Below are 22,146 nucleotides of genomic sequence, written 5' to 3' on the forward strand. Positions count from 1 at the left end.
CCGGAGTGCCCCGGGGGCTTCACCAGCGAAGACGCAGGTCGAAGCCCTCGGTGCCCTCGTAGCGCTCCACCTCCACGGTGGCCGTGGAGGCGCCTGCCTGCTTCAGCGCGACCTCACACGTGCCCGCGGCGGCCTCGGCGGGGAAGACGTAGCCGCGGAACTTCGCGCGCCAGACCTGCGGACCCAGGTTCTCCACCGTGATGTCCACCGGCTCCATCACCGAGCTGAAGCTGAGCGCCACGCGCTTCATCGCCCGCTCGGGTCCCGCCACCTTCAGCGCCATGCCCACCACGCGGCCCACCAGCGTGTCGAAGTACTTGCGCACCAGGTCTCGCCCCAGCTCCCGCTGAGCGGCCTTCGGCGCGAGCCCCGCGTACGTCGTGCGCAGCGCCACGGCCTGACACGCGGCGAAAACGGACGCGGGATAGGTGGCGCGGGGCTTCTCCACGTCGTAGCCCGCCGCGAGGAGCTCGGCGCGCTGGGCCGAGTCGGGGTTCATGCAGCGAATCAGCGACTCGAACAACGTGGACTGGACTTTGACTTCGGTCGGCATTCGGGCCGTCACCCTAGGGGCAATCGCATCATCCGGTCATGACGCGTTGGTTCAAGCACTAGGAGTCAACGCGCTCCTGGACCTCGAAATGCCCCGCCTTGACGACATGCTGTTTCACCACGAGCTTCGCGGTGCGCAGGGTGCCCCGGACCTCGAGCGCGTAGTCGTTGTTCCTCGCCTCGACGAGGGAGGCGTCCAGGTCGCCGCCGATGATGACGGGCCCCTCGGTGTGGAAGGTCTCGCACTGGAAGGAGCCCCCGACGAACAGCGAGGCTCCGACAGGGTTGGCGGCCTTGCCCTTCACCGTCAGGCTGCCCGTCACCAGGAGCGACTTCACGGTGAGCGGACCGTTGAGCTCCAGGTCTCCGTGGTGGGCATGGGAGTCCTTGGAGAGCTTCTTCACCGACTTGTTCTTGGGCGCCTCGGCGCTGACGGCCTGGATGAGGCCGATGGCGGCGAAGACCAGGTCGGGGTTCATGGAGGAGCGGGACTCGATGCCCTCGTAGAGCTCGGCCAACGAGACGGCGTGGGCCTCCACGAAGACGGCGTCCATGATGCCGCGGAGCATCTCCCAGGACGCTGCGCTGACACCCGCGGGCGGCTCGCTGGAGAGGTACTTCATCACCTTCTCCTCGGAGAGACCCTTGAGCTTCTTGGGGGGCGGCGGACGCTGGTCCTTGGTGGGCAGCAGCAGTTGCACCAGCATGGCCGGGACACTGCGGCTGTGACGCGAGCTCCGGGCGATGCGCAGCGCGCTGCTGCCGAACGGTGAAGGGGTCCGCGGGTCCACGCCCTGGTCGATGATGAAGCGCACGACGCGGTCCGCGCCGAACTCCGCCGCGCGGTGCAGCGGCATCTCGTTGCCATGGGCCACGCGAATGTCCGCGCCGTGGGCCATGAGCAGTTGGATGAGCGCCACGTTGTTCTGCGTGACGGCGGTCAGGAGCGGCGTGTGGTGGTTCTGGTCCGCGAAGTCCAGGCTCAGCCCCGAGGCGAGCACCTGACGGATCTCCTCGAGCGTGACCTCGTTCTCCGCCTGCTCCTTCGCCAGTCGCTGCTCGTAGTCAGCCGGGTCCCAGGGCCGGATGTGGTCTTCGATGAAGTTGTGGCTTCGGACCTTCCTGATGAGGTTCAGGAACTCGTACTGTTGCTGCGTCATGGCGTGCGCACCCGGTGGATCGTCCGGGTCAGCCTTCTCGCGCCTCGCGGGTGAAAGCAACCCCTGTCCGCCCGGCGTCCCACCGGCCCATGACTCCCGGCTTGTTGACACCCCGGCGGCCGGGGCGATGCCAACAAGGCCCTCCCCCGCTCGCCGCCATTGAACGGGCGCGTTTTTGCGCCTATGGGACGGGGACGGCCGCCCTGTCATCGGCCACATCCCCCCGCGAGGACACAGCATGTCGCAGGTGCCTCTTCACATCGCCGCCGAGTTCCCGGCCCGCACTCTCGAGGAGTGGCGCCGGCTGGTGGACAAGGACCTGAAGGGCAAGCCCTTCACGGTGCTCCAGTCGCCGCTGGAAGGTGGACTGGCGCTCCAGCCCCTCTACGCGCAGGCGGACACGGCCGCGCCACAGCCGCCAGGCGTCGCCCCCTATGTCCGGGGCACCCAGCCCCTGGGCCACACCGAGGGTGGCTGGCTGCTGTGCCAGGAGTACTCCGAGCCGGACGTCACGCTCGCCGCCGAGGCCCTCCGCACGGACCTGGAGCGAGGCACCCAGGGAGTCTGGCTCTGCCTGGGCGAGGCCCATGGCATCCCGGTGAGGGACGAGGCCACGCTGGCCCGACTGCTGGCCCACGTGCCGCTGGACCGGACTCCCGTGCACCTGGAGCCGGACTCGGCGCCGCTCGCCACGGCGTCCCTGCTGCTGGCCGTGGCCGACAAGGCGGGCGTCAAGCCGAGCGGCTCGCTGGGCATCGACCCCTTGGGCATCCTCGCTCGCACCGGCGCGCTGCCGGAGGGCGTGGCGGCGGTGCTCGCTGAGGCCGCGCCGCTCGTCACGTCGCGGGCCCAGAGCGCGCCGGAGCTGCGGGTGCTGCTGGTGTCGACGCGGGCCTACGCGGACGCGGGGGCCACGTCGGTGCACGAGCTGGCGTGGGCCATGGCCACGGGTGTGGAGTACCTGCGCGGAATGGAGCGCGCGGGCGTGGCGGTGGACGTGGCGGCGCGCTCGGTGCAGTTCGCGCTGTCCGTCGGCGGCCAGTTCTTCCCGGAGATCGCCAAGCTGCGCGCCGCGCGGCTGTTGTGGGCCAAGGTCGTGGCCGCTTCGGGTGGCTCGCCCGAGGCGCAGGCGATGCGGCTGCACGCGCGCACCGCCCTCGGCACGAAGACGCAGAGAGACCCGTGGGTGAACATCCTGCGCGCCACGGCCGAGTCCTTCGCCGCCGTGGTCGCGGGCGCGGACAGTGTCAGCACCTCCCCGTTCGACGAGCCGCTCGGCACGCCGGACGAGGGCGCGCGCAGGCTCGCGCGCAACACGCAGCTCATCCTGCGCGACGAGTCGAGCCTCAACCGCGTCGCGGACCCCGCGGGCGGCAGCTACTACCTGGAGCAGCTCACCTCGGAGCTGGCGCGCGCGGCGTGGACGGAGCTGCAGCGCATCGAATCGCTCGGCGGCCTGGAGAAGGCGCTGGCCCAGGGCGACATCGCGAAGGTGCTCGCGGAGACGCGGGCCGCGCGTGAGAAGGCCGTGCGCAGCCGCAAGCAGCCCATCGTGGGCGTGAGCGAGTTCCCCTTCCTGGGCGAGGCGCCCGTGCGCCGCGAGGCCCGGACGCGGAGCACCGTCGCGAGCAGCGAGGGACTGAAGCCCACGCGCATCGCGGAGCCCTTCGAGTCCTTGCGTGACGCGAGCGACCGGTACGTCGCGGCCCACGGACAGCGGCCCACCGCGTTCCTGGCGAGCCTGGGCACGGTGGCCGATCACACGGCGCGCTCCACGTGGGTGGTCAACGCGCTGGCGGCCGGCGGCATCGAGTCGAAGGAGAAGCACGGCTTCGCGGACCCGGCGGCGGTGGTGACGGCCTTCGCCGAGTCGGGCGCGACGCTCGCGGTCATCTCCGGTCCGGACGCAATGTATCCCGAGTGGGTGCCCGCGCTGACGGCGGCGCTGAAGGCGAAGGGCGCGCGCACGGTGGCGGTGGCGGGACGCCCTGGTGAGCACGAAGCCGCCTTCCGCGCGGCCGGCGTGGACCTGTTCATCTTCGCGGGAGCGGACCTGTTCGCGCTCCTGAACTCGCTGCACGCGCAGCTCGGAGTGGCCTGATGAGTCCCCACGTCCCGAACTTCTCCGGCATCGCCTTCGATGCGCCGGAGACCCAGTCGACCGCCGCCGCGCTCGAGGCGCAGCGCGAGAAGGCCCGCGCCACGCTGAAGGACGCCGAGCACTGGGACACGCCCGAGGGCATCCCCGTCAAGGCGGTGTACACGCCCGAGGACCTGGCGGACGTCGAGCACCTGGGCTCGCTGCCGGGCCTGCCGCCCTTCGTGCGCGGCCCCTACTCCACCATGTACGTGCAGCAGCCGTGGACGGTGCGCCAGTACGCGGGCTTCTCCACGGCCGAGGCGTCCAACGCCTTCTACCGCCGCAACCTCGCGGCCGGACAGAAGGGTTTGTCCATCGCCTTCGACCTGGCCACGCACCGGGGCTACGACAGCGACCATCCGCGCGTCGCCGGTGACGTGGGCATGGCGGGCGTGGCCATCGACTCCATCAAGGACATGCGCATCCTGTTCGACCGCATCCCGCTCGATCAGATGAGCGTGTCGATGACGATGAACGGCGCGGTGCTGCCCATCCTGGCGCTCTACGTGGTGGCGGCCGAGGAGCAGGGCGTCAAGCCGGAGCAGCTCAGCGGGACCATCCAGAACGACATCCTCAAGGAGTTCATGGTCCGCAACACGTACATCTACCCGCCGGGCCCGTCGATGCGCATCATCGGCGACATCTTCCGCTTCACCGCGGAGAAGATGCCGCGATTCAACAGCATCAGCATCAGCGGCTACCACATGCAGGAGGCCGGAGCGACGCAGGACCTGGAGCTCGGCTACACCCTGGCGGACGGTGTGGAGTACGTGCGCGCGGGGCTCGCGGCGGGACTGGGCGTGGACGCGTTCGCGCCGCGCCTGTCGTTCTTCTGGGCCATCGGCATGAACTTCTTCATGGAGGTGGCGAAGATGCGCGCGGCCCGGATGATCTGGGCCCGGCTCATCAAGGGCTTCAGCCCCAAGAGCGACAAGAGCCTGGCGCTGCGCACGCACTCGCAGACCTCCGGCTGGAGCCTCACCGCGCAGGACGTGTTCAACAACGTGGTGCGCACGTGCGTGGAGGCCATGGCCGCGACGCAGGGCCACACGCAGAGCCTGCACACCAACTCGCTCGACGAGGCCATCGCCCTCCCCACGGACTTCAGCGCGCGCATCGCCCGCAACACGCAGCTGTATCTCCAACTGGAGAGCGGCACCACGCGCGTCATCGACCCGTGGGGCGGCAGCTACTACGTGGAGCGGCTCACGCACGAGCTGGCGCAGAAGGCGTGGGGCCACATCCAGGAGGTCGAGGCGCTGGGCGGCATGACGAAGGCCATCGAGGCGGGGCTGCCCAAGCTGCGCATCGAGGAGGCCGCGGCCCGCACGCAGGCGCGCATCGACTCCGGCCGTCAGGCCATCATCGGCGTGAACAAGTACCCGCCCGAGCGTCCCGACAACATCGAGATCCTCAAGGTGGACAACTCCGCGGTGCGCGAGGCGCAGATCGCCCGGCTCAAGGAGCTGCGCGCGGAGCGCAACGCGGACGACGTTCGCCGCAAGCTGGAGGCGCTCACCGAGGCGGGCCGGCGCAACGAGGGGAATCTCCTGGCGCTCGCCATCGACGCGGCGCGCGCGAAGGCGACGGTGGGAGAGATCAGCGACGCGCTCGAGAAGGTCTTCGGGCGCTACGAAGCCACGGTGAGGAGCGTGTCCGGCGTGTACTCGAGCGAAGCGGGCAAGGACGCCCAGGGCATCACCGAGGCCCGCGCCGCGGCGGACGCGTTCCTCGCGCGCTTCGGCCGCCGGCCTCGCATCCTCATCGCGAAGATGGGCCAGGACGGGCATGACCGAGGACAGAAGGTCATCGCCACCGCGTTCGCGGACCTGGGCTTCGACGTGGACATCGGCCCGCTGTTCCAGACGCCCGAGGAGTCCGCGCGCCAGGCCGTGGAGAACGACGTGCACGTGGTGGGGGCCAGCTCGCTGGCGGCCGGACACCTGACGCTGGTGCCGCAGCTCAAGCGCGCGTTGAGCGAGCTGGGCCGCGAGGACATCATGGTCGTCGTGGGCGGCGTCATCCCCGCGCAGGACTACGACGAGCTGCGCGCCGCGGGCGCCGCCGCCATCTTCGGCCCTGGCACGGTCATCTCGAAGGCGGCCCTGGAGCTGCTGGAGAAGCTGACGGCGGCGCAGGAGGAGGCGTGAAGCAGCTGACGGTGGACGCCTACGTGGACGGCGTCCGCTCGGCGGACCGCTCCGTGCTCGCGCGCGCCATCACCCTGGTGGAGAGCGGACATCCGCGCCACCAGGCGCTCGCGCAGGAGGTCCTCACCCGGCTGCTCCCCTTCACGGGCGGCAGCCGGCGCATCGGTATCAGCGGTGTGCCCGGCGTGGGCAAGAGCACCTTCATCGACGCGCTGGGGATGCACCTGGTGGGGGCGGGACGGCGCGTGGCGGTGCTCGCCATCGACCCGTCGAGCACCATCTCCGGCGGCAGCATCCTGGGCGACAAGACGCGCATGGCCCGGCTGTCGCGCGAGGCGGCCGCGTACATCCGCCCCAGTCCGTCCAGCGGCACGCTGGGCGGGGTCGCGCGCAAGACGCGGGAGACGCTGCTGTTGTGCGAGGCGGCGGGCTTCGACGTGGTGCTGGTGGAGACGGTGGGCGTGGGCCAGTCGGAGACGGTGGTCGCCGACATGGTGGACTTCTACCTGGTGCTGATGCTCGCGGGCGCGGGCGACGAGCTGCAGGGCATCAAGCGCGGCATCCTCGAGGTGGCGGACATGCTCGCCATCAACAAGGCGGACGGCGACAACCTGCCGAGGGCCGAGCGGGCCCGCTCCGAGCTGCGCGCCGCGCTCCACCTGATGCGTCCGGGCAACGAGCCCGTGGTCACCACGTGCAGCGCGCTGGAGGGCCAGGGCATCGGCAAGCTGTGGGAAGCGCTGGAGGCGCAGGTGGGCAAGCGCGTGGCCTCCGGGACACTGGAGCAGCGACGGCGCGCGCAGCAGGTGGGCTGGATGTGGTCCATGGTGCAGGACGGTCTGCGAGCGGCCCTGCATGCGAACCCCACGGTGGCCGCCCTGGTGCCGGTGCTGGAGGCGGAGGTCCGCGAGGGACGCGCCACGCCGACGTCCGCCGCACTGCGGGTGCTGGAATCCTTCCTCCCGACATCGAGGGCTTGACAGTCCGCGTCGAGCCCCGGCGGGCCCCGCTTCAATCGCTTGCCCGACATCCACCGCGCTCCTACTGTACGCGCCGTGCGAAACGTCCAGTTGACCCCGGTCCCCGGGCCCTACAAGCCGCGATTCCACGTGCGAATCGTGACGGCCGCCTCCCTGTTCGACGGGCACGACGCGGCCATCAACGTCATGCGCCGCCTGATGCAGGCCTCGGGCGCCGAAATCATCCACCTGGGACACAACCGCTCGGTCGCGGAGATCGTCGACTGCGCCATCCAGGAGGACGCGCAGGGCATCGCGATCACCTCGTACCAGGGCGGTCACGTCGAGTTCTTCAAGTACATGATCGACCTGCTGAAGCAGCGCGGGGCGAACATCAAGGTCTTCGGCGGTGGCGGTGGCACCATCCTGCCGACGGAGATCGAGGAGCTCCACGCGTACGGTGTCACGCGCATCTACTCCCCGGATGACGGGCGGGCCATGGGCCTGCAGGGGATGATCGACCACCTCATCCAGGAGTGTGACTTCGAGAAGCGCCCGGCGGACTTCGCGCCGACGGCGGCGGCGATGCCGGTGCGCGAGCCGATGAAGATCGCCTCGCTCATCACCATCGCGGAGAACTTCGCGTCGGTGGGAGACCAGCTCCGCGACGCGATGACGAAGCTCAGCTCGAAGCAGCCGCGCGTGCCCGTGCTGGGCATCACCGGCACTGGCGGCGCGGGCAAGTCCAGCCTCGTCGACGAGCTGGTGCGGCGCTTCCTGGCGGACTTCCCGGACAAGACGCTGGCGGTGCTGTCGGTGGACCCGTCGAAGCGCAAGTCGGGCGGCGCGCTGCTCGGCGACCGCATCCGGATGAACGCCATCGACAACCCGCGCGTGTACATGCGCTCCATGGCGACGCGGCAGAGCAACCTCGCGCTGTCCAAGCACGTGGGCGACTCCATCGAGGTGTGCAAGGCCGCGGGCTTCGACCTCATCGTGGTGGAGACCTCCGGCATCGGTCAGTCCGACACCGAAATCACCGAGCACTCGGACGTGTCGCTCTACGTGATGACGGCCGAGTACGGCGCGGCGACGCAGCTCGAGAAGATCGACATGCTCGACTTCGCGGACGTCATCGCCATCAACAAGTTCGACAAGCGCGGCTCGCTGGACGCGCTGCGCGACGTGCGCAAGCAGTGGAAGCGCAACCACAACGCCTTCACCACGGCGGATGACGCGGTGCCCGTGCACGGCACCATCGCGTCGCAGTTCAACGACCCGGGGATGAACCAGCTCTACCGCGCCATCATGGACGCGGTGGTGAAGAAGACGGGCGCCCCGCTCCAGTCGCACCTGGCCCAGACGCCGGGCATGAGCGAGAAGAAGTGGATCATCCCGCCCGAGCGCACCCGCTACCTCGCGGAGATCGTCGAGACGTGTGAGGCGTACGATGCCTTCGCCCGCGCGCAGGCGGCCATCGCCCGGCGGATGTACCAGCTCCACGGCACCATCGAGGCGCTGCGGCAGAACGTCGGCAAGAAGCGGCTGGAGATCGTCGAGCCGAAGGACGCGTCCGACGTGGTGCACGTCACCGAGCGCGTCGAGGGCGAGCCCGCGTACCTGAGCGAGCTGGTGGAGCTGTACAAGGACCTGGAGTCGCGGCTGGACCCGGATTGCCGCCGGCTCCTGAGCGAGTGGCCCGCGACGAAGCGGCGCTACGCGGCGTCCAAGTACCAGTACCAGGTGCGCGACAAGGTCATCGAGCTGGACCTGTTCACCGAGTCGCTGTCGCACCTGCGCATCCCGAAGATCGCCCTGCCCCGCTACGAGGACTGGGGTGACATCCTGATGTGGCTGTTGCGGGAGAACGCGCCCGGAGCGTTCCCGTTCACCGCGGGCGTCTTCCCGCTCAAGCGCGAGGGCGAGGACCCGGCGCGCATGTTCGCCGGCGAGGGCGGCCCGGAGCGCACCAACAAGCGCTTCCACTACGTGTCGCGCGGACTGCCGGCCAAGCGCCTGTCCACGGCGTTCGACTCGGTGACGCTGTACGGCGAGGACCCGGACCACCGGCCGGACATCTACGGCAAGGTCGGCAACTCGGGCGTGTCCATCGCCAACGTCGACGACGCGAAGAAGCTCTACTCGGGCTTCGACCTGGCGGACCCGACGACGTCGGTGTCGATGACCATCAACGGCCCCGCGCCGATGCTGCTCGGGTTCTTCCTGAACGCGGCGGTGGACCAGCAGTGCGAGAAGTGGATCCGCGCCAACAACAAGGTGGAGGAGGTCGAGCAGAAGATCGACGCGCTCTACCAGAAGCGTGGCGTGCCGCGTCCGCGCTACCAGGGTGAGCTGCCGCAGGGAAATGACGGGCTGGGGCTCTTGCTGCTCGGCGTGTCTGGCGACGAGGTGCTGCCGCGCGAGGTGTACGAGAAGATCCGCGCGTCCACGCTCCAGCAGGTGCGTGGCACGGTGCAGGCGGACATCCTGAAGGAGGACCAGGCGCAGAACACCTGCATCTTCTCCACGGAGTTCGCGCTGCGGCTGATGGGCGACATCCAGCAGTACTTCACCGACAAGAAGGTGCGGAACTTCTACTCGGTGTCCATCTCCGGCTACCACATCGCGGAGGCCGGGGCGAACCCCATCTCCCAGCTGGCCTTCACGCTGGCCAATGGCTTCACCTTCGTCGAGTACTACCTGTCGCGCGGGATGGACATCGACGACTTCGCGCCCAACCTCTCGTTCTTCTTCTCGAACGGGATGGACCCCGAGTACACGGTGCTCGGCCGCGTGGCGCGTCGCATCTGGGCCAAGGCCATCCGCGACAAGTACGGCGGCAATGATCGCTCGCAGAAGCTGAAGTACCACATCCAGACGTCGGGCCGTTCCCTGCACGCGCAGGAGATCGCCTTCAACGACATCCGCACCACGCTGCAGGCGCTGCTGGCGTTGAACGACAACTGCAACTCGCTGCACACCAACGCCTACGACGAGGCCATCACCACGCCCACCGAGGAGAGCGTGCGGCGCGCGCTGGCCATCCAGCTCATCATCAACAAGGAGTTCGGCCTGTCGAAGAACGAGAACCCCAACCAGGGCTCGTTCATCGTCGAGGAGCTGACGGACCTGGTGGAGGCCGCGGTGCTCACCGAGTTCCGCGCCATCTCCGAGCGCGGCGGCGTGCTGGGCGCGATGGAGCGCATGTACCAGCGCTCGAAGATTCAAGAGGAGTCGCTGTACTACGAGACGCTGAAGCACGACGGCTCGCTGCCCATCATCGGGGTGAACACATTCCTGGACCCGAAGGGCTCGCCCACCGTGACGCCGCCGGAGGTGATTCGCGCGACGAAGGAGGAGAAGGACTACTCCATCACCTCGCGCGACGCGTTCTGGAAGCGCAACGCGGACGTGGCTCCGGCCGCGCTGGAGGCCGTGAAGCGCGCGGCGCTCGACAACGGCAACATCTTCGCCGCGCTGATGGACGCCTGTAAGGTCTGCACGCTGGGGCAGATCTCCCGCGCCCTGTACGAGGTCGGCGGGCAGTACCGGCGGAACATGTAGTCTGTCAGCGCGCTGAGCGCCCCACGTCTCCTCGAGGAACTTCTCGAGGAGACGTGACATGGGATGGATGACGGACGCACTTCAGGCGCTGACACAAGGCAAGGACATCACCGTACGCCCCAGGGGTGGCTCGATGCGCGGAGTCATCGAGGACAACCAGCCCGTGACGCTGGCTCCGGTGAATCCGTTGGAGGTGCGCGCGGGAGATGTCGTCTTCGTGCGCTGGAAGGGCGGCGCGCTGCTCCACCTGGTCAAGGACGCCACGCCCGAGCGCGTCTTGATTGGCAACGCGCTGGGGAGGATCAACGGGTGGGCACGGCGCTCCGATGTGCTCGGACGGGTGGCCCGGATTCATCCGCGGACCTCCGGGCCTTGAGGCTCGGAGCCGCGTGACTCAAGGTCGTCGCGGTGTCGCCCCACCCTTCCGTGCGCTCGTGGGGCGCTTTTCGACGGACTGCCAGGCCGCACGGGCCAGGACGGGTATCGCGGTGCGCGGGTCGGTCTTCGTCCTGCCAGCGAGCCACTCCCGGAGCATCTCCTGCGCCGGTCCCCGGAGGATGGCGAGGAAGAGCTCGAAGGGCATCTCGTCGAACGTGCCGTCGCGGACGTGGCCCTGCCACCAGTCCTTGAGCTGACGGAAGAAGCCCTTGTTCTGTTCGCGGATGCGCGTCTCCGCCGCGGTGACGGCGGCTCCACTTCGAGCCTCCACCAGGAAGCGGGCGGCGTCGGGACGCGACAGGGACCAGTCCAGGTGGTGGCGCACCAGCGCCTCGATGCCCTCGCGCGCGCCGGGATGCTGCTCCAGTTCCTTCAAGAGGCCCGTCTGGTACTCGCCGAGCACCTCCAGGTAGAGGGCGGCCGCGATGGCCTCCTTGCTCTCGAACAGGTGGTAGATGCTCCCCGTGCTGGCCCCGGAGCGCTCTCGGATGGCCGCCATCGTCGTGCCCTCCACGCCTCGCTCCAGGAAGCACTCGAGCGCCGCCTTGAGGACCTCTTCTCTCCGGTGACCCGGGTTGCGCATGGCCGCACCCTACATTAGAACATCATTCTAGAACGATGTTCTAGTCAGCCCGGGAGGGCACCGTGGACTCACTCATGGAGATTGGGCAGCAGCTCCTCGCCAGGCAGGGCTTCAGCAACCTGATGGGGACCCGGCTGACGCGGTTGACGAAGGGCGAGGTGGAGCTCGAACTGCCCATGCGCCCGGAGCTGCGCCAGCAGTATGGCTTCGCGCACGGCGGCGTCCTGAGCTACCTGGCCGACAACGCGCTCACGTTCGCCGGTGGCACCGCGATGCTCGACGTGCCCATCATCACGTCGGAGTTCAAGATCAACTACGTGCGGCCGGCGCTCGGCCATCAGCTCGTCGCCAGGGCTCGCGCGGTGCACACGGGACGACGACAGTCGGTGTGCCAGTGCGAGATCTTCGCGGTCGACGACCAGGGGGAGACGCTGGTCGCCGTGGCGCAGGGCACCATCGTCGTGATGGGGAGCAGCAAGGAGTCATGAGCGCCCTGGCACCTGCTGACCTCGGCACCACCCTGCCCCGGGATATCGGGGAGCAGTGGACTCGAACGCGCCAGCTGTTCTCGCGGGCCTTCGCCAGCTCGCTCCACTTCTCCATCGCGACCGTCGATGAGGATGGAGCACCCCATGTCACGCCCATCGGCTCCGTGCTGCTGGGTGAACCTGGCCGTGGGGTGTTCTTCGAGGTCTTCACCCGACGGCTCTCGAGGAATCTCGCGCGCGATGCGCGGCTGAGCATCCTCGCCGTGGACAGCGGCAGGGGGTTCTGGCTCCGCTCGCTGTTCAGGGGACACTTCGCGCGGGCGCCCGCCGTGCGACTCGTCGGCCGCGTCCTCGGGTCGCCCCGTCGCGCCACGAACGAGGAGCAGCAGCGCTTCGCGAGACGGGTGAGCGCGGTCCGATGGATGAAGGGGCATGACCTGCTGTGGGGCCGACTCGAGTTCGTCCGCGACTTCGCGGTCGAACGAATCGAGCCCGTTCACCTCGGCGGGATGACGGCCCCCCTCGAGTAGGCAGGTCCGGCCCGAACCCGACAACCGCCGAGCCCTGCGCGCGGACTCAAGCGTGAGTCCGTGCCGCCCCCAGGCTCAGCGTCGAGGCTCGAAGGCGATAGCGCCACGAGCGCTCGCACCGTTGCACGAGGAGGCGCCTCCAGCGCGATGACGCGGGAGGCGACGTTCCACGCGGGCACCCGTCGCCCCTCAGGAAGGAGTCACGGATGCCACGGAGCAACTACCTCACAGCCACTTCGGCGCTTCGCGACGCGCGGGAGGCGCGTCAGCGGGCTTCGACGGCCCCGCGGAGGCCGCGGGCCTGGGCGAGGAGCCACCCGGTCCACGCGGCGCCTGCGCATTGCCACGGTTCGGACCCGAGCCACCCGGACGCGCCGAGCGATTGCCGCCCTCGGACCGACCCTGGCCACCGCCGCCACCGCGGCCACCCCGACGACGACGCGAGGCACCACCGGGCGCGTTGCCACCCCGGCCACCACCGCCGCCCTGCCCGCCTCGCGCCTGCGCGCCAGGATTCGGACCGCGCGACACCGGCGCCTCCACCGTGGCCGAGGCCCCCGGACGCGGCGGCGCCATGCCCGAGCGGTACGGATGGTCCTCCACCACCGGCACGCTGCGCCGGATGGTCCGCTCGATGTCGCGCAGGAACGCGCGCTCCTCACCGTCGCAGAAGGACACCGCGGTGCCCGTCGCACCCGCCCGGCCCGTGCGGCCGATGCGGTGCACGTACTGCTCCGGCACGTTCGGCAGGTCGTAGTTGACGACGAAGCTCAGCCCGTCGATGTCGATTCCGCGCGCCGCGATGTCCGTGGCCACCAGCACCCGCAGCGTCCCGGAGCGGAACTCGTCCAGCGCGCGCTCACGCGCGTTCTGGCTCTTGTTGCCGTGAATCGCCGCGGCCGTCACACCCGAGCCCTCGAGCTGCTTGGCCACGCGGTTCGCGCCGTGCTTGGTGCGCGTGAAGACCAGCGCCCGCGAGATCTTTCCGTCCTTCAGCAGGTGCGTCAGCAGGCCGCGCTTCTGCTCGCGCTCCACGAAGTACACCTGCTGCGCCACCGTCTCCGCGGTGCTGGAGACAGGCGTCACCTCCACGCGCACCGGGTCCGTCAGCAGGTTGCGCGACAGGTCCACGATCTCGGGCGGCATCGTCGCGCTGAAGAACAGCGTCTGACGCTTCGCCGGCAGCGCCTTGATGACCTTGCGCACGTCGTGGATGAACCCCATGTCCAGCATGCGGTCCGCCTCGTCGAGCACGAACACCTCGAGCGAGCGCAGGGACACGTAGCCCTGGTCCATCAAATCCAACAGACGGCCCGGCGTCGCCACCAGCACGTCCAGACCCCGCTGGAGTGACTGCACCTGCGCCGCCTGCCCCACGCCGCCGAAGATGACCGCGTGCTTGAGCGGCAGGTTCTTGCCGTACGTCATGAAGCTCTCGCCCACCTGACCGGCGAGCTCGCGCGTCGGGGTGAGCACCAGGCAACGAATCGGTCGGTGCCCGCCCGCGGGCGCCTTCGCGGACAGCCGCTGGAGGATGGGCAGCGCGAACGCCGCCGTCTTCCCCGTGCCCGTCTGCGCCACGCCGAGGACGTCCTTGCCCAGCAATGCGTGGGGAATCGCCTTCGCCTGGATGGGCGTGGGGGTGGTGTAGCCCTCCGCCTTGACCGCGCGCAGGAGGGTGTCGTGAAGCTGCAGTTCGTCGAAAGTCATGTCTTCCTGGGAAACAGTGAGCTCACCGCCTTGCGGTGGTGAGCAAGCCCGCGCAGCGCGCTCTTCCGACCCATGCCGGAGGCGCCTGGCGGTGCGCGGCCGGACCTCACTGGGTCCGGACCACTCGGGGAACGTCAGGGAACAGGGAGGCTGACCCACCCATTCCGACGTCTTGGCGCGAGACCCTGCCCGCTCCCCGGGCCAAAGTCCCGCGGAATCAACGGCGGGGTGTACGTTTTGCGCCACTCCCCTCGGGGGCGCCAGGACGCCCGCCTGGTCTCCTGTCTGACGAGAAGGCTCGCGGCTTGTACCCACGTACAAGCAAGAGAAATCGCTCGCGCTCGAAAACAACGAGACCCCGGGCCGATACGAGCCCCGGGGCCTCCTGCATCATGCGTGAGTCACGGCCAAGGACGGCTGGAGCGCGTCCGGCAGAGGCTCGTACTCACCCAGGCGCATGCTCGCCTGGGCCCTGCCTTGAGTCCGACCACGCAGGCTCGTCACGTAGCCGAAGAGGCTGGCCATGGGGACGCGCGCAGAGACGACTCGCGCGTTGCCCCGCTCCTCCATCCCCAACACCCTGCCCCGCCGCGCGGCGAGGTCACCCAGCACGTCGCCCAGGTACGCCTCGGGCGTCGTCACCTCAACCGCCATCACGGGCTCGAGCACCCGCACGCCAGCGGCCCTCACCGCCTCCTGCAGCGCCAGGGAGCCGGCCGTGGAGAACGCCTGGGGTGTGGAGTCACGCACGTGCGTGTCTCCATCCACCAGCCGGACCTCCACGTCCACGAGCGCCACGCCGTCGCGCACGCCCTTCTCCATGGCCCCCGCCACGCCCTTCTGGATGGCCGGCACCAGCTCCCTCGGGATGGAGCCACCCTTCGTGTCGTCCACGAACACGAGCCCCGCGCCCCGCGCCGCCGGAGCCACGTCCAGCACCACGTACGCATACTGACCCGGCCCGCCCGATTGACGGACGTGGCGGTACTCCTGGCGCACCGCGCGCTGGAGCGTGTCGCGGTAGGCCACCTTGGGCTGTCCCACGCGCGCCTCCACGCCGTACTCCGTCCTCAAGCGGTCCACGACGACCTCCAGGTGAAGCTCACCCATTCCGGACAGCAGCACCTGGCCACTCTCCGGGTCCACGCCCACGCGCAGCGACGGATCCTCCGCCGCCAGACGATGCAGGCCCTCCTCCAGCTTCGGCAGCTCCGCCGGTGACTTCGCCTCCACGGCCAGGTGCACCACGGGCTCCGGGAAGCCGAGCGACTCGAGCACCACGGGGGCCTCCACGTCGCTCAGCGTGTCTCCGGTGCGCACGCCCTTCAGGCCGAGCGCCGCGGCGATGTCTCCCGCATGGACCTCCTCCACCTCCTCCCGGCGATTGGCATGCATGAACATCAGCCGGCCCACCCGTTCCCGCTTGCCGGTGGCGGAGTTGAGCAGGACGGTGCCCGCGCGCAGCGTGCCCGAGTACACGCGCAGGAAGACGATGTTCCCCACGTTCTTGTCACTCATCATCTTGAACGCCAGCGCGGCCGGAGGACTGTCGTCCGCGGGCTCACGCGTGGTCCGCTGCTCCGTGCCGTACACGGAGCCCTCCACCGCCGGCAGGTCCGACGGCGCGGGCAGGTAGTCGACGACAGCGTCCAGCAGCATCTGCACTCCCTTCTTCTTGAACGCCGCACCGGCGAGCACCGGCACCAGCACGCGCGACAGCGTCCCCGCGCGCAACGCACGCACGAGCTCCGCCTCGCCAATCTCCTCCAGCCGTCCGTCCACGAACTTCTCCATCACCGCGTCGTCCAGGTCCGCCGCGGCCTCGATGAGCCGCAGCCGCCAGCGCTCCACCTCCGCGCGCGCCTCCTCGGGAATGGGGAGGCCGTCGCGGTACTCACCGCCGTCGCCGTCGAAGAGGACCGTCTTCATCCGGACCAGGTCCACCAGCCCCTGGAACTCAGCGCCCGCGCCCATGAGCGGCCACTGCACCGCCACCGGGCGAGCGCCCAGCCGCTCCCGGATGGACTCCAGGCTCATGACGAAGTCCGCGCCCACCTTGTCCATCTTGTTGATGAACGCGATGCGCGGGACGCCGTAGCGGTCCGCCTGACGCCACACGGCCTCGGACTGGGGCTCCACGCCCTGGCTCGCGTCGAACACGGCCACCGCACCATCCAGCACGCGCAGGGAGCGCTCCACCTCGATGGTGAAGTCCACGTGTCCCGGCGTGTCCAGGATGTTGATGCGGTGGGGCAAACCCGCCGAGGGCCCCGTGCGAGGAGACCAGAACGCGGTGGTGGCCGCGGAGGTGATGGTGATGCCGCGCTGCTTCTCCTGCGGCAGCCAGTCCATCTCCGTGGAGCCGTCGTGCACCTCGCCCGTGGAGTGGATGCGACCGGTGAAGAACAGGACGCGCTCGGTGAGCGTCGTCTTGCCCGCGTCGATGTGGGCCATGATGCCGATGTTGCGATACCGCTCGATGCGAGTGCTGCGAGGCATGAAGGACTCCCGTTCCCGTCAGGCAGCGAGGCCCGCGGGGGGTGATGAAGTGAGGAGCCGGTTGGTGAGGGACGACGGACGAGGCGCCGTCGAGGTGCCCGTCCACGCGCGACGCGCCAGAGGGGCGTGAAAGCCCGCTCAGGGACGCATGGAACGAAGGCACACGACGGCCCTCATCGAGCCAGGGCGGAACCGGACTTCACGACACACGGGAACCAGCAAACCCGCGCGCCGGAAGGACTCCGGCCCGCCTGCTCAAATGTCGAGCAGAACCTCGTGACGGGGGGCAAGGCACACGTCCGCCGCCGGCGCGGGGACGCGCATCAGCAGGGCTGTGAAGGAGACGGGCCTCATGATGGGATTGAGATAAAGCAGACGACTGTGATTGTCAATTCGCCCCCCCTGATACACGCGTCCAGGCGGGCACGCGCAACGTCCCGAGGAGCAAGGCATCCGCGAGGGCGCCGTCAGGTGCTGAGGGCCCGCACGCGCGCGGCGAGGTTCTGCGTGAACAGCCGGAAGATGCGCAGCGCGGCGCCCTCGTGCGTGTCCAGGTAGTGCTGGAAGCCCGCCCGGGTGATGCGCAGCGCGCGCACCGACGTGCGCGCCTTCACCCGCGCCGACACGGGCGCGTCCTGGACCAGGGAGATCTCCCCCAGGTAGGCCCCCGGCCCCAGCGTGTTGAGCCGGCGCGCGTCGTCCTCCGTGCCGGTGTAGACGTCCACGGTGCCCTCCAGCAGCACGAAGAGGCCCACGCCCGCCGCGCCCTTCTCCAGCATGACGGCGCCCGCCGGGATGAGGACCTGACGCGCCACGCGGTAGAGGTCCTTCATGTCCTCCAGCGACAGCTCGCCGAAGATGGGGATGGCCTTGAGGTAGTTGTACCCGTTGGCCTCCGGCGACGAGCTCTGCGCGGGGAGCCGGGCGATGACGGCCTCTGCCTCCGCGTCCATGCCCATGCGGCGCAGCAGCCGCGCCTTCTCCGCGGCCAGCGCCGGGTCTCCACGCGCCGTCTCCGAGGCGCGCAGCGTGTCCGCGAGCAGCGCCAGCGCCCGACGCGTGAAGCCCTCCGCGTCCAGCAGCATGCACATGCGCAGCACCGACTCGATGTGGCGCGCGTCCCCCGCGGGCACGCACCCCAGCGCCTCCACCTCCGCGTGGGGCTGGCCCAGCTCGCGGTACAGGAGCGCGCCCTCGTGCGGACGCCCCAGGCGGACCAGGCAGTGCGCCACCTGCTCGCGCGAGCCGAGCCCCCGGTACACCTCCAGGGCCCGCTCCAGCGCGCCACCCCGCTCGAAGGCCGCGGCCGCGCGCTCCGGCTCGCCCGCGCGCAGGAACGCTTCCGCCGCGTCCACGTACTGGCCGCCCTGGACGTAGAGCGCCGCCATCCGCGACTCCTCGCCACAGCCCTGCAACAGCCGCGCGGCGCCCGCGAAGTCACGCGCCCACGACAGGACCTCCGACAGTTGCTGGCGCTCTCGCGCGGGGGCCAGCGCCGCGTCCCGCAGCAGCCGCTCGCGCTGGGCCGCGCTCAGCTCTTCATAGAGCCGGGCGGCCGTCGCGGCGGACTCCAGCCCCATCAGGGCCTGCAGCGCCTGGAGCGTTCCCTCCGCCCCGGCCTTCTCCCCATTCCCCTCGACCACTTCCGACTCGGAACCCGACATTGCGTCCCCCTCGCCGGAGGATGAAACCCCCAAGTCGGGACTCCTCCTCGGACGACCCGACTCCCCGGCAGACGTGGGGCGGCTATATCACCCCTTGTTTCACCGAGGAGCCTCCGGGGCGCCCGTCAAGTGGACGCGAGGACGAGGCGCGGCCTTCAGCGGACCGAGACGAGCTCCGTGTCGAAGATGAGCACCGCGTAGGGGGGAATCCTCGGCGGGTTGCCCTCCGCGCCGTAGGCCAGGTCATACGGGAGGATGAGGCGGCGCTTGCCCCCCACGCGCATGCCCACGATGCCCTGATCCCACCCCTTGATGACGTACCCCGCCCCCAGGTCGAAGGCCAGCGCGGGCCCGCCCTCGGAGGTCGTGAAGCGCGTGCCGTCCGGAAACCAGCCCGTGTAGTGCACCTGGACGCGCCTGCCCGCGACGGCCTCGGGGCCCGTGCCCACCTCCTGGTCCAGGAGGAACAGGCCGCTGTCCAGGCGCGTCATCGCCGCCAGGTCCACGTTCAGGCTCGCCGCGTACGTCACCTTCGTCGGATCACCGTCGTCCGGGTTGCCCACCGGCGGCGTGGGCTCCTTGGGGTCATCTCCACACCCCACCAGCGGGAGCACCAGGGCACAGAGCAGCACGAAGCGACGAAGCATTGGAGGTCCTCGGAAAGGAGCGCGGGCCGCGAGGCCGGCGATGAACGACCCCAAGCCTGCCCCGATGCGTCCTTTCGCGAAAGCGGAAGTGCGACCGCCTGCCTGCCGCCAGGGGCGTCTGGAGCCAGTGGAGAGACCCCTGGCGAAATGCACGGGCACCGGCCGAGGGCTTCCGCTATTCAGGAGCGCGATGCCCCGCTGGCTCAGCCTCCTCTTGTTCTTCGTCCCCGTGCTCGCGCTGATGGCGAGCGCCCATGTCTACCTGTACCGCCGGCTGGTGAGGGACCTCATCCCGCGCCAGGCGCCACGGCGCGCCGCGCAGGTGCTCTTCACGCTCGGCTTCTTCGGCGCGGTGGGCTTCCGCTTCCTGGGGAGCCTGTTCCCCTCGGACCTGATGCGCACGGTGGGCATCGGCCTGCTCGCGTGGATGGGCCTGGTGATGTACCTGCTCTTCTTCACGCTGGGGGCGGAGCTGCTCGAGCGTGGCAGGCGCAGGCTCGCGCGCCGTGCCGCACCGCCCGCCGAGCAGCCCTCCTCGGGTCCGCCCTCTCCCGAGCGCCGCGCCATCATCACCGGTGGCCTGGCCTTGGGCGCGGGCCTGGCGGGCGTGGCGACGACCTCGTTCGGCGCCTGGCGGGCCTTCCATCCGCCCGACGTACGCGACACCCCGGTGCGCCTGCCCCGGCTGCCTCGGGCGCTGGACGGCTTCACCCTGGTGCAGCTCACCGACATCCACGTGGGGGACGTGCTCCAGCGCCACTTCGTGGACGAGCTGGTGGCGCGCACCAACGCGCTGAAGCCGGACGTCATCGCCATCACCGGGGACCTGGTCGACGGCACCGTGGCGGACCTGGGGGCCTACGTGGCCGGCTTCGGCGCCCTGCGCGCGCGACATGGGGTGTACTTCGTCACCGGAAACCATGACTACTATTCGGGCGCATCGTCATGGGTCGCCTACCTGGAGCGTCTGGGCATCAACGTGTTGCGCAATCGCGCCGTGTCCATCGGCGACGCGAGCGCATCGTTCATGCTCGCGGGCGTGGACGACTGGAGCGCGGACCGGATGGGTCTGCCCGGATACGACCTGGACGCGGCGCTGCGCGAGGTGAGCCCGGACCAGGCCTCGGTGCTGCTGGCGCACCAGCCCTCCAACTTCGACGAGGTCGCCCGGCGAGGCGTGGGACTCCAGGTCTCCGGCCACACCCACGGTGGCCAGATGTTCCCGGGCAACGTGGTGGGAGACCTCATCTGGCGGGAGCGCAACGCGGGGCTCAGCCGCACGGGCGACTCGCAGATCTACGTCAGCCGCGGCTGCGGCTTCGTGGGCCCGCCGATGCGCGTGGGGGCCCCGCCCGAGATCGCCCGCCTGGTGCTGATGCCCGGATAGGCCCTGGCGGGCTGGCGCGCCGCCTCGTCGGGCATCCCTGCATCGGGTGCCCGACACAGGCTCTCCGAGGGGCCTGGGGGACTCCGGAAACACATTTCAGGGTGGGCCGTCCATGAGCCGGGTGATGGGGAGTCCCTCGGACGAAGAGCTCATGGAACGGTTCTGCGCTGGTGCACAAGACGCCTTCGAGGCCCTCTTCGCCCGTCACTCGGGGCGGGTGCAGGGCTTCCTGACGCGGATGGTGCGCGACGGCTCGCTCGCCGAGGACCTCTTGCAGACCACCTTCCTGTCCGTCGTCCGGGCCCGCGGCCGCTATGAGCGCGGCACCCGCTTCTCCCCCTGGTTGATGACCATCGCCGCCAACGCCGCGCGCGATGCACTGCGCCACCGTCAGCACGTGGACGCCTACTCCTCCGGAGAGGGCACAGGCGCTCCTACATCCGCGCCCCCACCCTCCGGGGACCCGTCGCTGCGCCGGCACCTGCTGGACGCGTTACAACAGCTTCCTCCCGACCACCGCGAGGCGGTGGTGCTGAGCAAGGTGGAGGGCTGGTCGTTCGAGGAGATTGCCGCGCTCCGAGGCATCAGCGCCGGCGCCGCGCGGCTGCGGGCGCATCGGGGATACGAGAAGCTCCGGGAGCTGCTCGGAGGGCTGGGAGAGGCGCGATGAAGACGCCCATGGACATCGACGCCCTGCTCCAGGAGGAGCCCCGCCCGCCGGACACCGCGGCGCTGGAGCGCGCCCTCGCGAGCGCCCGGAGCGAGCTGGCGCTGCGCAAGCCCGTGCGGAGCTGGCGCACCCTGGCCACGTGGATGATGGCGTCCTCGGGAGGCATCGCGCTGCTGGCCGCCGGGGTGATGCTGGCGGTGGGCGCGGTCAGCGCGGCGGCCCTGTGGACGCGTGCGCCGCTGTTGCTCCTGTTGCTCGTGACGAGCGGCGTGTGTGCCTGGGGCGCGCTGTCTCCGCGCGGACGGGATTTGCGTCGGGCCGCCGTGGGACTGGCCATGGCCTGCGCGGCGACGCTGGTGCTCGCGCGCGGCCCTCCGACGACGCCTCCATCCCTGCCCGGCTGGGTGTGCACCGCGAGCCACCTGGCCGTGGGCATCATCCCCCTGGTGATGGCCGTGGTGGTGCTGCGCGGGGCCGCGTTCCAGCCGCTGCGCGCCCTGTGCGCGGGGTTGTCCGTCGGCACGACGGGCGCCTTCGTCGGTGAGCTGGCCTGCGAGCAGGACTGGCGCCACGTCGCGGGCTACCACCTGTTCGCCTGGGGGCTCATCTGTGTGGTGGCCCTCGTCGTTTCACGCACCCTCAAGCCCCGCTCCTACGCCCCATGAACGACCCCTCTCTCATCGTGAGCACGAACGTGGACGGCGCGCCGGTGAGGATTGGCGAGCGCGTGAAGGTCGTCGCCCACTCGTCCGACGGCACCATCAGCGCCGGCTTCCTGGGCCACACCGGCGTCGTCGTGGCGCTCGTGTACGACGACCCCGTGGCCCAGTACCCCGCGGACCCGCTCATCCAGGTGCGCGTCGACGGCCTGGGCGAGGACCTGTTCTTCATGGACGAGCTCGTGCCGGAGTGGGCCTCCGCGCCCCTGCCGCGCCCGCCTCGCGAGAAGAAGGCCGAGCGGCCCCGCCCCACCGTGTGGCGCGTGCAGTGAGCGCCCGGCACGGC

18 protein-coding genes are annotated in these 22,146 nt (G+C 70.1%); 11 read left to right on the plus strand and 7 right to left on the minus strand.

What is annotated here, in order from left to right; all coding sequences use genetic code 11:
* Window positions 1-19: 19 nt before the first annotated feature.
* Together K8640_RS28500 and K8640_RS28505 are read right to left on the minus strand one after the other, a co-directional pair.
* Complete coding sequence (locus tag K8640_RS28500; protein WP_223749937.1) at window positions 20-553, minus strand: DUF2378 family protein; 534 nt, start codon at window positions 551-553, stop codon at window positions 20-22.
* Between the two features lie 58 nt (window positions 554-611).
* Window positions 612-1,712, minus strand: coding sequence for an ankyrin repeat domain-containing protein (locus K8640_RS28505; protein WP_223749938.1), 1,101 nt, complete (start codon window positions 1,710-1,712; stop codon window positions 612-614).
* A gap of 238 nt (window positions 1,713-1,950) precedes the next feature.
* Between K8640_RS28505 and K8640_RS28510 the strand changes: the two genes are divergently transcribed.
* The 5 genes from K8640_RS28510 (at window position 1,951) to K8640_RS28530 (ending at window position 10,901) form a co-directional block, all read left to right on the plus strand.
* The gene (locus K8640_RS28510) at window positions 1,951-3,813 is read left to right on the plus strand and encodes a methylmalonyl-CoA mutase family protein (protein WP_223749939.1); all 1,863 of its coding nucleotides are present in this window, start codon (window positions 1,951-1,953) and stop codon (window positions 3,811-3,813) included.
* Window positions 3,813-6,002 (plus strand): methylmalonyl-CoA mutase, encoded by a 2,190-nt coding sequence (gene scpA, locus K8640_RS28515; protein ID WP_223749940.1) that lies wholly within the window; start codon window positions 3,813-3,815, stop codon window positions 6,000-6,002. The genes K8640_RS28510 and scpA overlap by 1 nt, the downstream gene beginning before the upstream one ends.
* Entirely contained in the window at window positions 5,999-6,982 is a 984-nt protein-coding gene (gene meaB / locus K8640_RS28520) for a methylmalonyl Co-A mutase-associated GTPase MeaB (RefSeq protein WP_223749941.1), read from the plus strand. Before scpA ends, meaB begins: the two co-directional genes overlap by 4 nt.
* A gap of 75 nt (window positions 6,983-7,057) precedes the next feature.
* Window positions 7,058-10,525 (plus strand): methylmalonyl-CoA mutase family protein, encoded by a 3,468-nt coding sequence (locus K8640_RS28525; protein ID WP_141325055.1) that lies wholly within the window; start codon window positions 7,058-7,060, stop codon window positions 10,523-10,525.
* A gap of 58 nt (window positions 10,526-10,583) precedes the next feature.
* A complete protein-coding gene (locus K8640_RS28530) occupies window positions 10,584-10,901 on the plus strand; it encodes a hypothetical protein (protein ID WP_046713547.1) in 318 nt (105 codons plus the stop codon).
* Window positions 10,902-10,919: 18 nt separating this feature from the next.
* Here K8640_RS28530 and K8640_RS28535 read toward each other — a convergent pair whose 3' ends face one another.
* Window positions 10,920-11,546, minus strand: a complete 627-nt coding sequence (locus K8640_RS28535) for a TetR/AcrR family transcriptional regulator (RefSeq protein WP_223749942.1) — start codon at window positions 11,544-11,546, stop codon at window positions 10,920-10,922.
* Window positions 11,547-11,608: 62 nt separating this feature from the next.
* On the opposite strand from K8640_RS28535, the gene K8640_RS28540 reads away from it, so the two are divergent.
* Together K8640_RS28540 and K8640_RS28545 are read left to right on the plus strand one after the other, a co-directional pair.
* Entirely contained in the window at window positions 11,609-12,034 is a 426-nt protein-coding gene (locus K8640_RS28540; RefSeq protein WP_223749943.1) for a PaaI family thioesterase, read from the plus strand.
* Window positions 12,031-12,564, plus strand: coding sequence for a pyridoxamine 5'-phosphate oxidase family protein (locus tag K8640_RS28545; RefSeq protein ID WP_223749944.1), 534 nt, complete (start codon window positions 12,031-12,033; stop codon window positions 12,562-12,564). The genes K8640_RS28540 and K8640_RS28545 overlap by 4 nt, the downstream gene beginning before the upstream one ends.
* 225 nt (window positions 12,565-12,789) lie before the next feature.
* On the opposite strand, the gene K8640_RS28550 is transcribed toward K8640_RS28545, so the two are convergent.
* The 4 genes from K8640_RS28550 to K8640_RS28565 form a co-directional block, all read right to left on the minus strand.
* Window positions 12,790-14,274 carry a DEAD/DEAH box helicase gene (locus K8640_RS28550; protein ID WP_223749945.1) on the minus strand — a complete coding sequence of 495 codons (1,485 nt, stop codon included), beginning with the start codon at window positions 14,272-14,274 and terminating at the stop codon, window positions 12,790-12,792.
* Between the two features lie 390 nt (window positions 14,275-14,664).
* Window positions 14,665-16,773, minus strand: coding sequence for an elongation factor G (gene fusA, locus K8640_RS28555; protein WP_223749946.1), 2,109 nt, complete (start codon window positions 16,771-16,773; stop codon window positions 14,665-14,667).
* 467 nt (window positions 16,774-17,240) lie between these two features.
* Entirely contained in the window at window positions 17,241-18,437 is a 1,197-nt protein-coding gene (locus tag K8640_RS28560) for a cyclic nucleotide-binding domain-containing protein (RefSeq protein WP_223749947.1), read from the minus strand.
* Window positions 18,438-18,592: 155 nt separating this feature from the next.
* Complete coding sequence (locus K8640_RS28565; protein WP_223749948.1) at window positions 18,593-19,084, minus strand: FKBP-type peptidyl-prolyl cis-trans isomerase; 492 nt, start codon at window positions 19,082-19,084, stop codon at window positions 18,593-18,595.
* A 190-nt stretch (window positions 19,085-19,274) separates the two neighbouring features.
* On the opposite strand from K8640_RS28565, the gene K8640_RS28570 reads away from it, so the two are divergent.
* The 4 genes from K8640_RS28570 (at window position 19,275) to K8640_RS28585 (ending at window position 22,132) form a co-directional block, all read left to right on the plus strand.
* Window positions 19,275-20,471 carry a metallophosphoesterase gene (locus tag K8640_RS28570; protein WP_223749949.1) on the plus strand — a complete coding sequence of 399 codons (1,197 nt, stop codon included), beginning with the start codon at window positions 19,275-19,277 and terminating at the stop codon, window positions 20,469-20,471.
* A gap of 124 nt (window positions 20,472-20,595) precedes the next feature.
* Window positions 20,596-21,141, plus strand: a complete 546-nt coding sequence (locus tag K8640_RS28575) for an RNA polymerase sigma factor (RefSeq protein ID WP_223750037.1) — start codon at window positions 20,596-20,598, stop codon at window positions 21,139-21,141.
* A complete protein-coding gene (locus K8640_RS28580; RefSeq protein ID WP_223749950.1) occupies window positions 21,138-21,806 on the plus strand; it encodes a DUF1109 domain-containing protein in 669 nt (222 codons plus the stop codon). Before K8640_RS28575 ends, K8640_RS28580 begins: the two co-directional genes overlap by 4 nt.
* Window positions 21,803-22,132 (plus strand): Carotenogenesis protein CarS, encoded by a 330-nt coding sequence (locus K8640_RS28585; RefSeq protein ID WP_223749951.1) that lies wholly within the window; start codon window positions 21,803-21,805, stop codon window positions 22,130-22,132. The genes K8640_RS28580 and K8640_RS28585 overlap by 4 nt, the downstream gene beginning before the upstream one ends.
* The last annotated feature ends 14 nt before the right edge of the window (window positions 22,133-22,146 follow it).

This window comes from Myxococcus sp. XM-1-1-1, from assembly GCF_020037095.1.
GTDB classification, from domain to species: Bacteria; Myxococcota; Myxococcia; order Myxococcales; family Myxococcaceae; genus Myxococcus; species Myxococcus fulvus.

Excerpts from the sequence above, each read along its gene's own strand:
- K8640_RS28545 (WP_223749944.1), top strand. The coding sequence starts at position 12,031 with ATGAGCGCCCTGGCACCTGCTGACCTCGGCACCACCCTGCCCCGGGAT.
- K8640_RS28505 (WP_223749938.1), bottom strand. The coding sequence starts at position 1,712 with ATGACGCAGCAACAGTACGAGTTCCTGAACCTCATCAGGAAGGTCCGA.
- K8640_RS28575 (WP_223750037.1), top strand. The coding sequence starts at position 20,596 with ATGGGGAGTCCCTCGGACGAAGAGCTCATGGAACGGTTCTGCGCTGGT.
- K8640_RS28550 (WP_223749945.1), bottom strand. The coding sequence starts at position 14,274 with ATGACTTTCGACGAACTGCAGCTTCACGACACCCTCCTGCGCGCGGTC.
- K8640_RS28560 (WP_223749947.1), bottom strand. The coding sequence starts at position 18,437 with ATGTCGGGTTCCGAGTCGGAAGTGGTCGAGGGGAATGGGGAGAAGGCC.
- K8640_RS28530 (WP_046713547.1), top strand. The coding sequence starts at position 10,584 with ATGGGATGGATGACGGACGCACTTCAGGCGCTGACACAAGGCAAGGAC.
- K8640_RS28535 (WP_223749942.1), bottom strand. The coding sequence starts at position 11,546 with ATGCGCAACCCGGGTCACCGGAGAGAAGAGGTCCTCAAGGCGGCGCTC.
- scpA (WP_223749940.1), top strand. The coding sequence starts at position 3,813 with ATGAGTCCCCACGTCCCGAACTTCTCCGGCATCGCCTTCGATGCGCCG.
- fusA (WP_223749946.1), bottom strand. The coding sequence starts at position 16,773 with ATGCCTCGCAGCACTCGCATCGAGCGGTATCGCAACATCGGCATCATG.
- K8640_RS28570 (WP_223749949.1), top strand. The coding sequence starts at position 19,275 with ATGCCCCGCTGGCTCAGCCTCCTCTTGTTCTTCGTCCCCGTGCTCGCG.
- K8640_RS28580 (WP_223749950.1), top strand. The coding sequence starts at position 21,138 with ATGAAGACGCCCATGGACATCGACGCCCTGCTCCAGGAGGAGCCCCGC.
- K8640_RS28510 (WP_223749939.1), top strand. The coding sequence starts at position 1,951 with ATGTCGCAGGTGCCTCTTCACATCGCCGCCGAGTTCCCGGCCCGCACT.
- K8640_RS28500 (WP_223749937.1), bottom strand. The coding sequence starts at position 553 with ATGCCGACCGAAGTCAAAGTCCAGTCCACGTTGTTCGAGTCGCTGATT.
- K8640_RS28565 (WP_223749948.1), bottom strand. The coding sequence starts at position 19,084 with ATGCTTCGTCGCTTCGTGCTGCTCTGTGCCCTGGTGCTCCCGCTGGTG.
- K8640_RS28585 (WP_223749951.1), top strand. The coding sequence starts at position 21,803 with ATGAACGACCCCTCTCTCATCGTGAGCACGAACGTGGACGGCGCGCCG.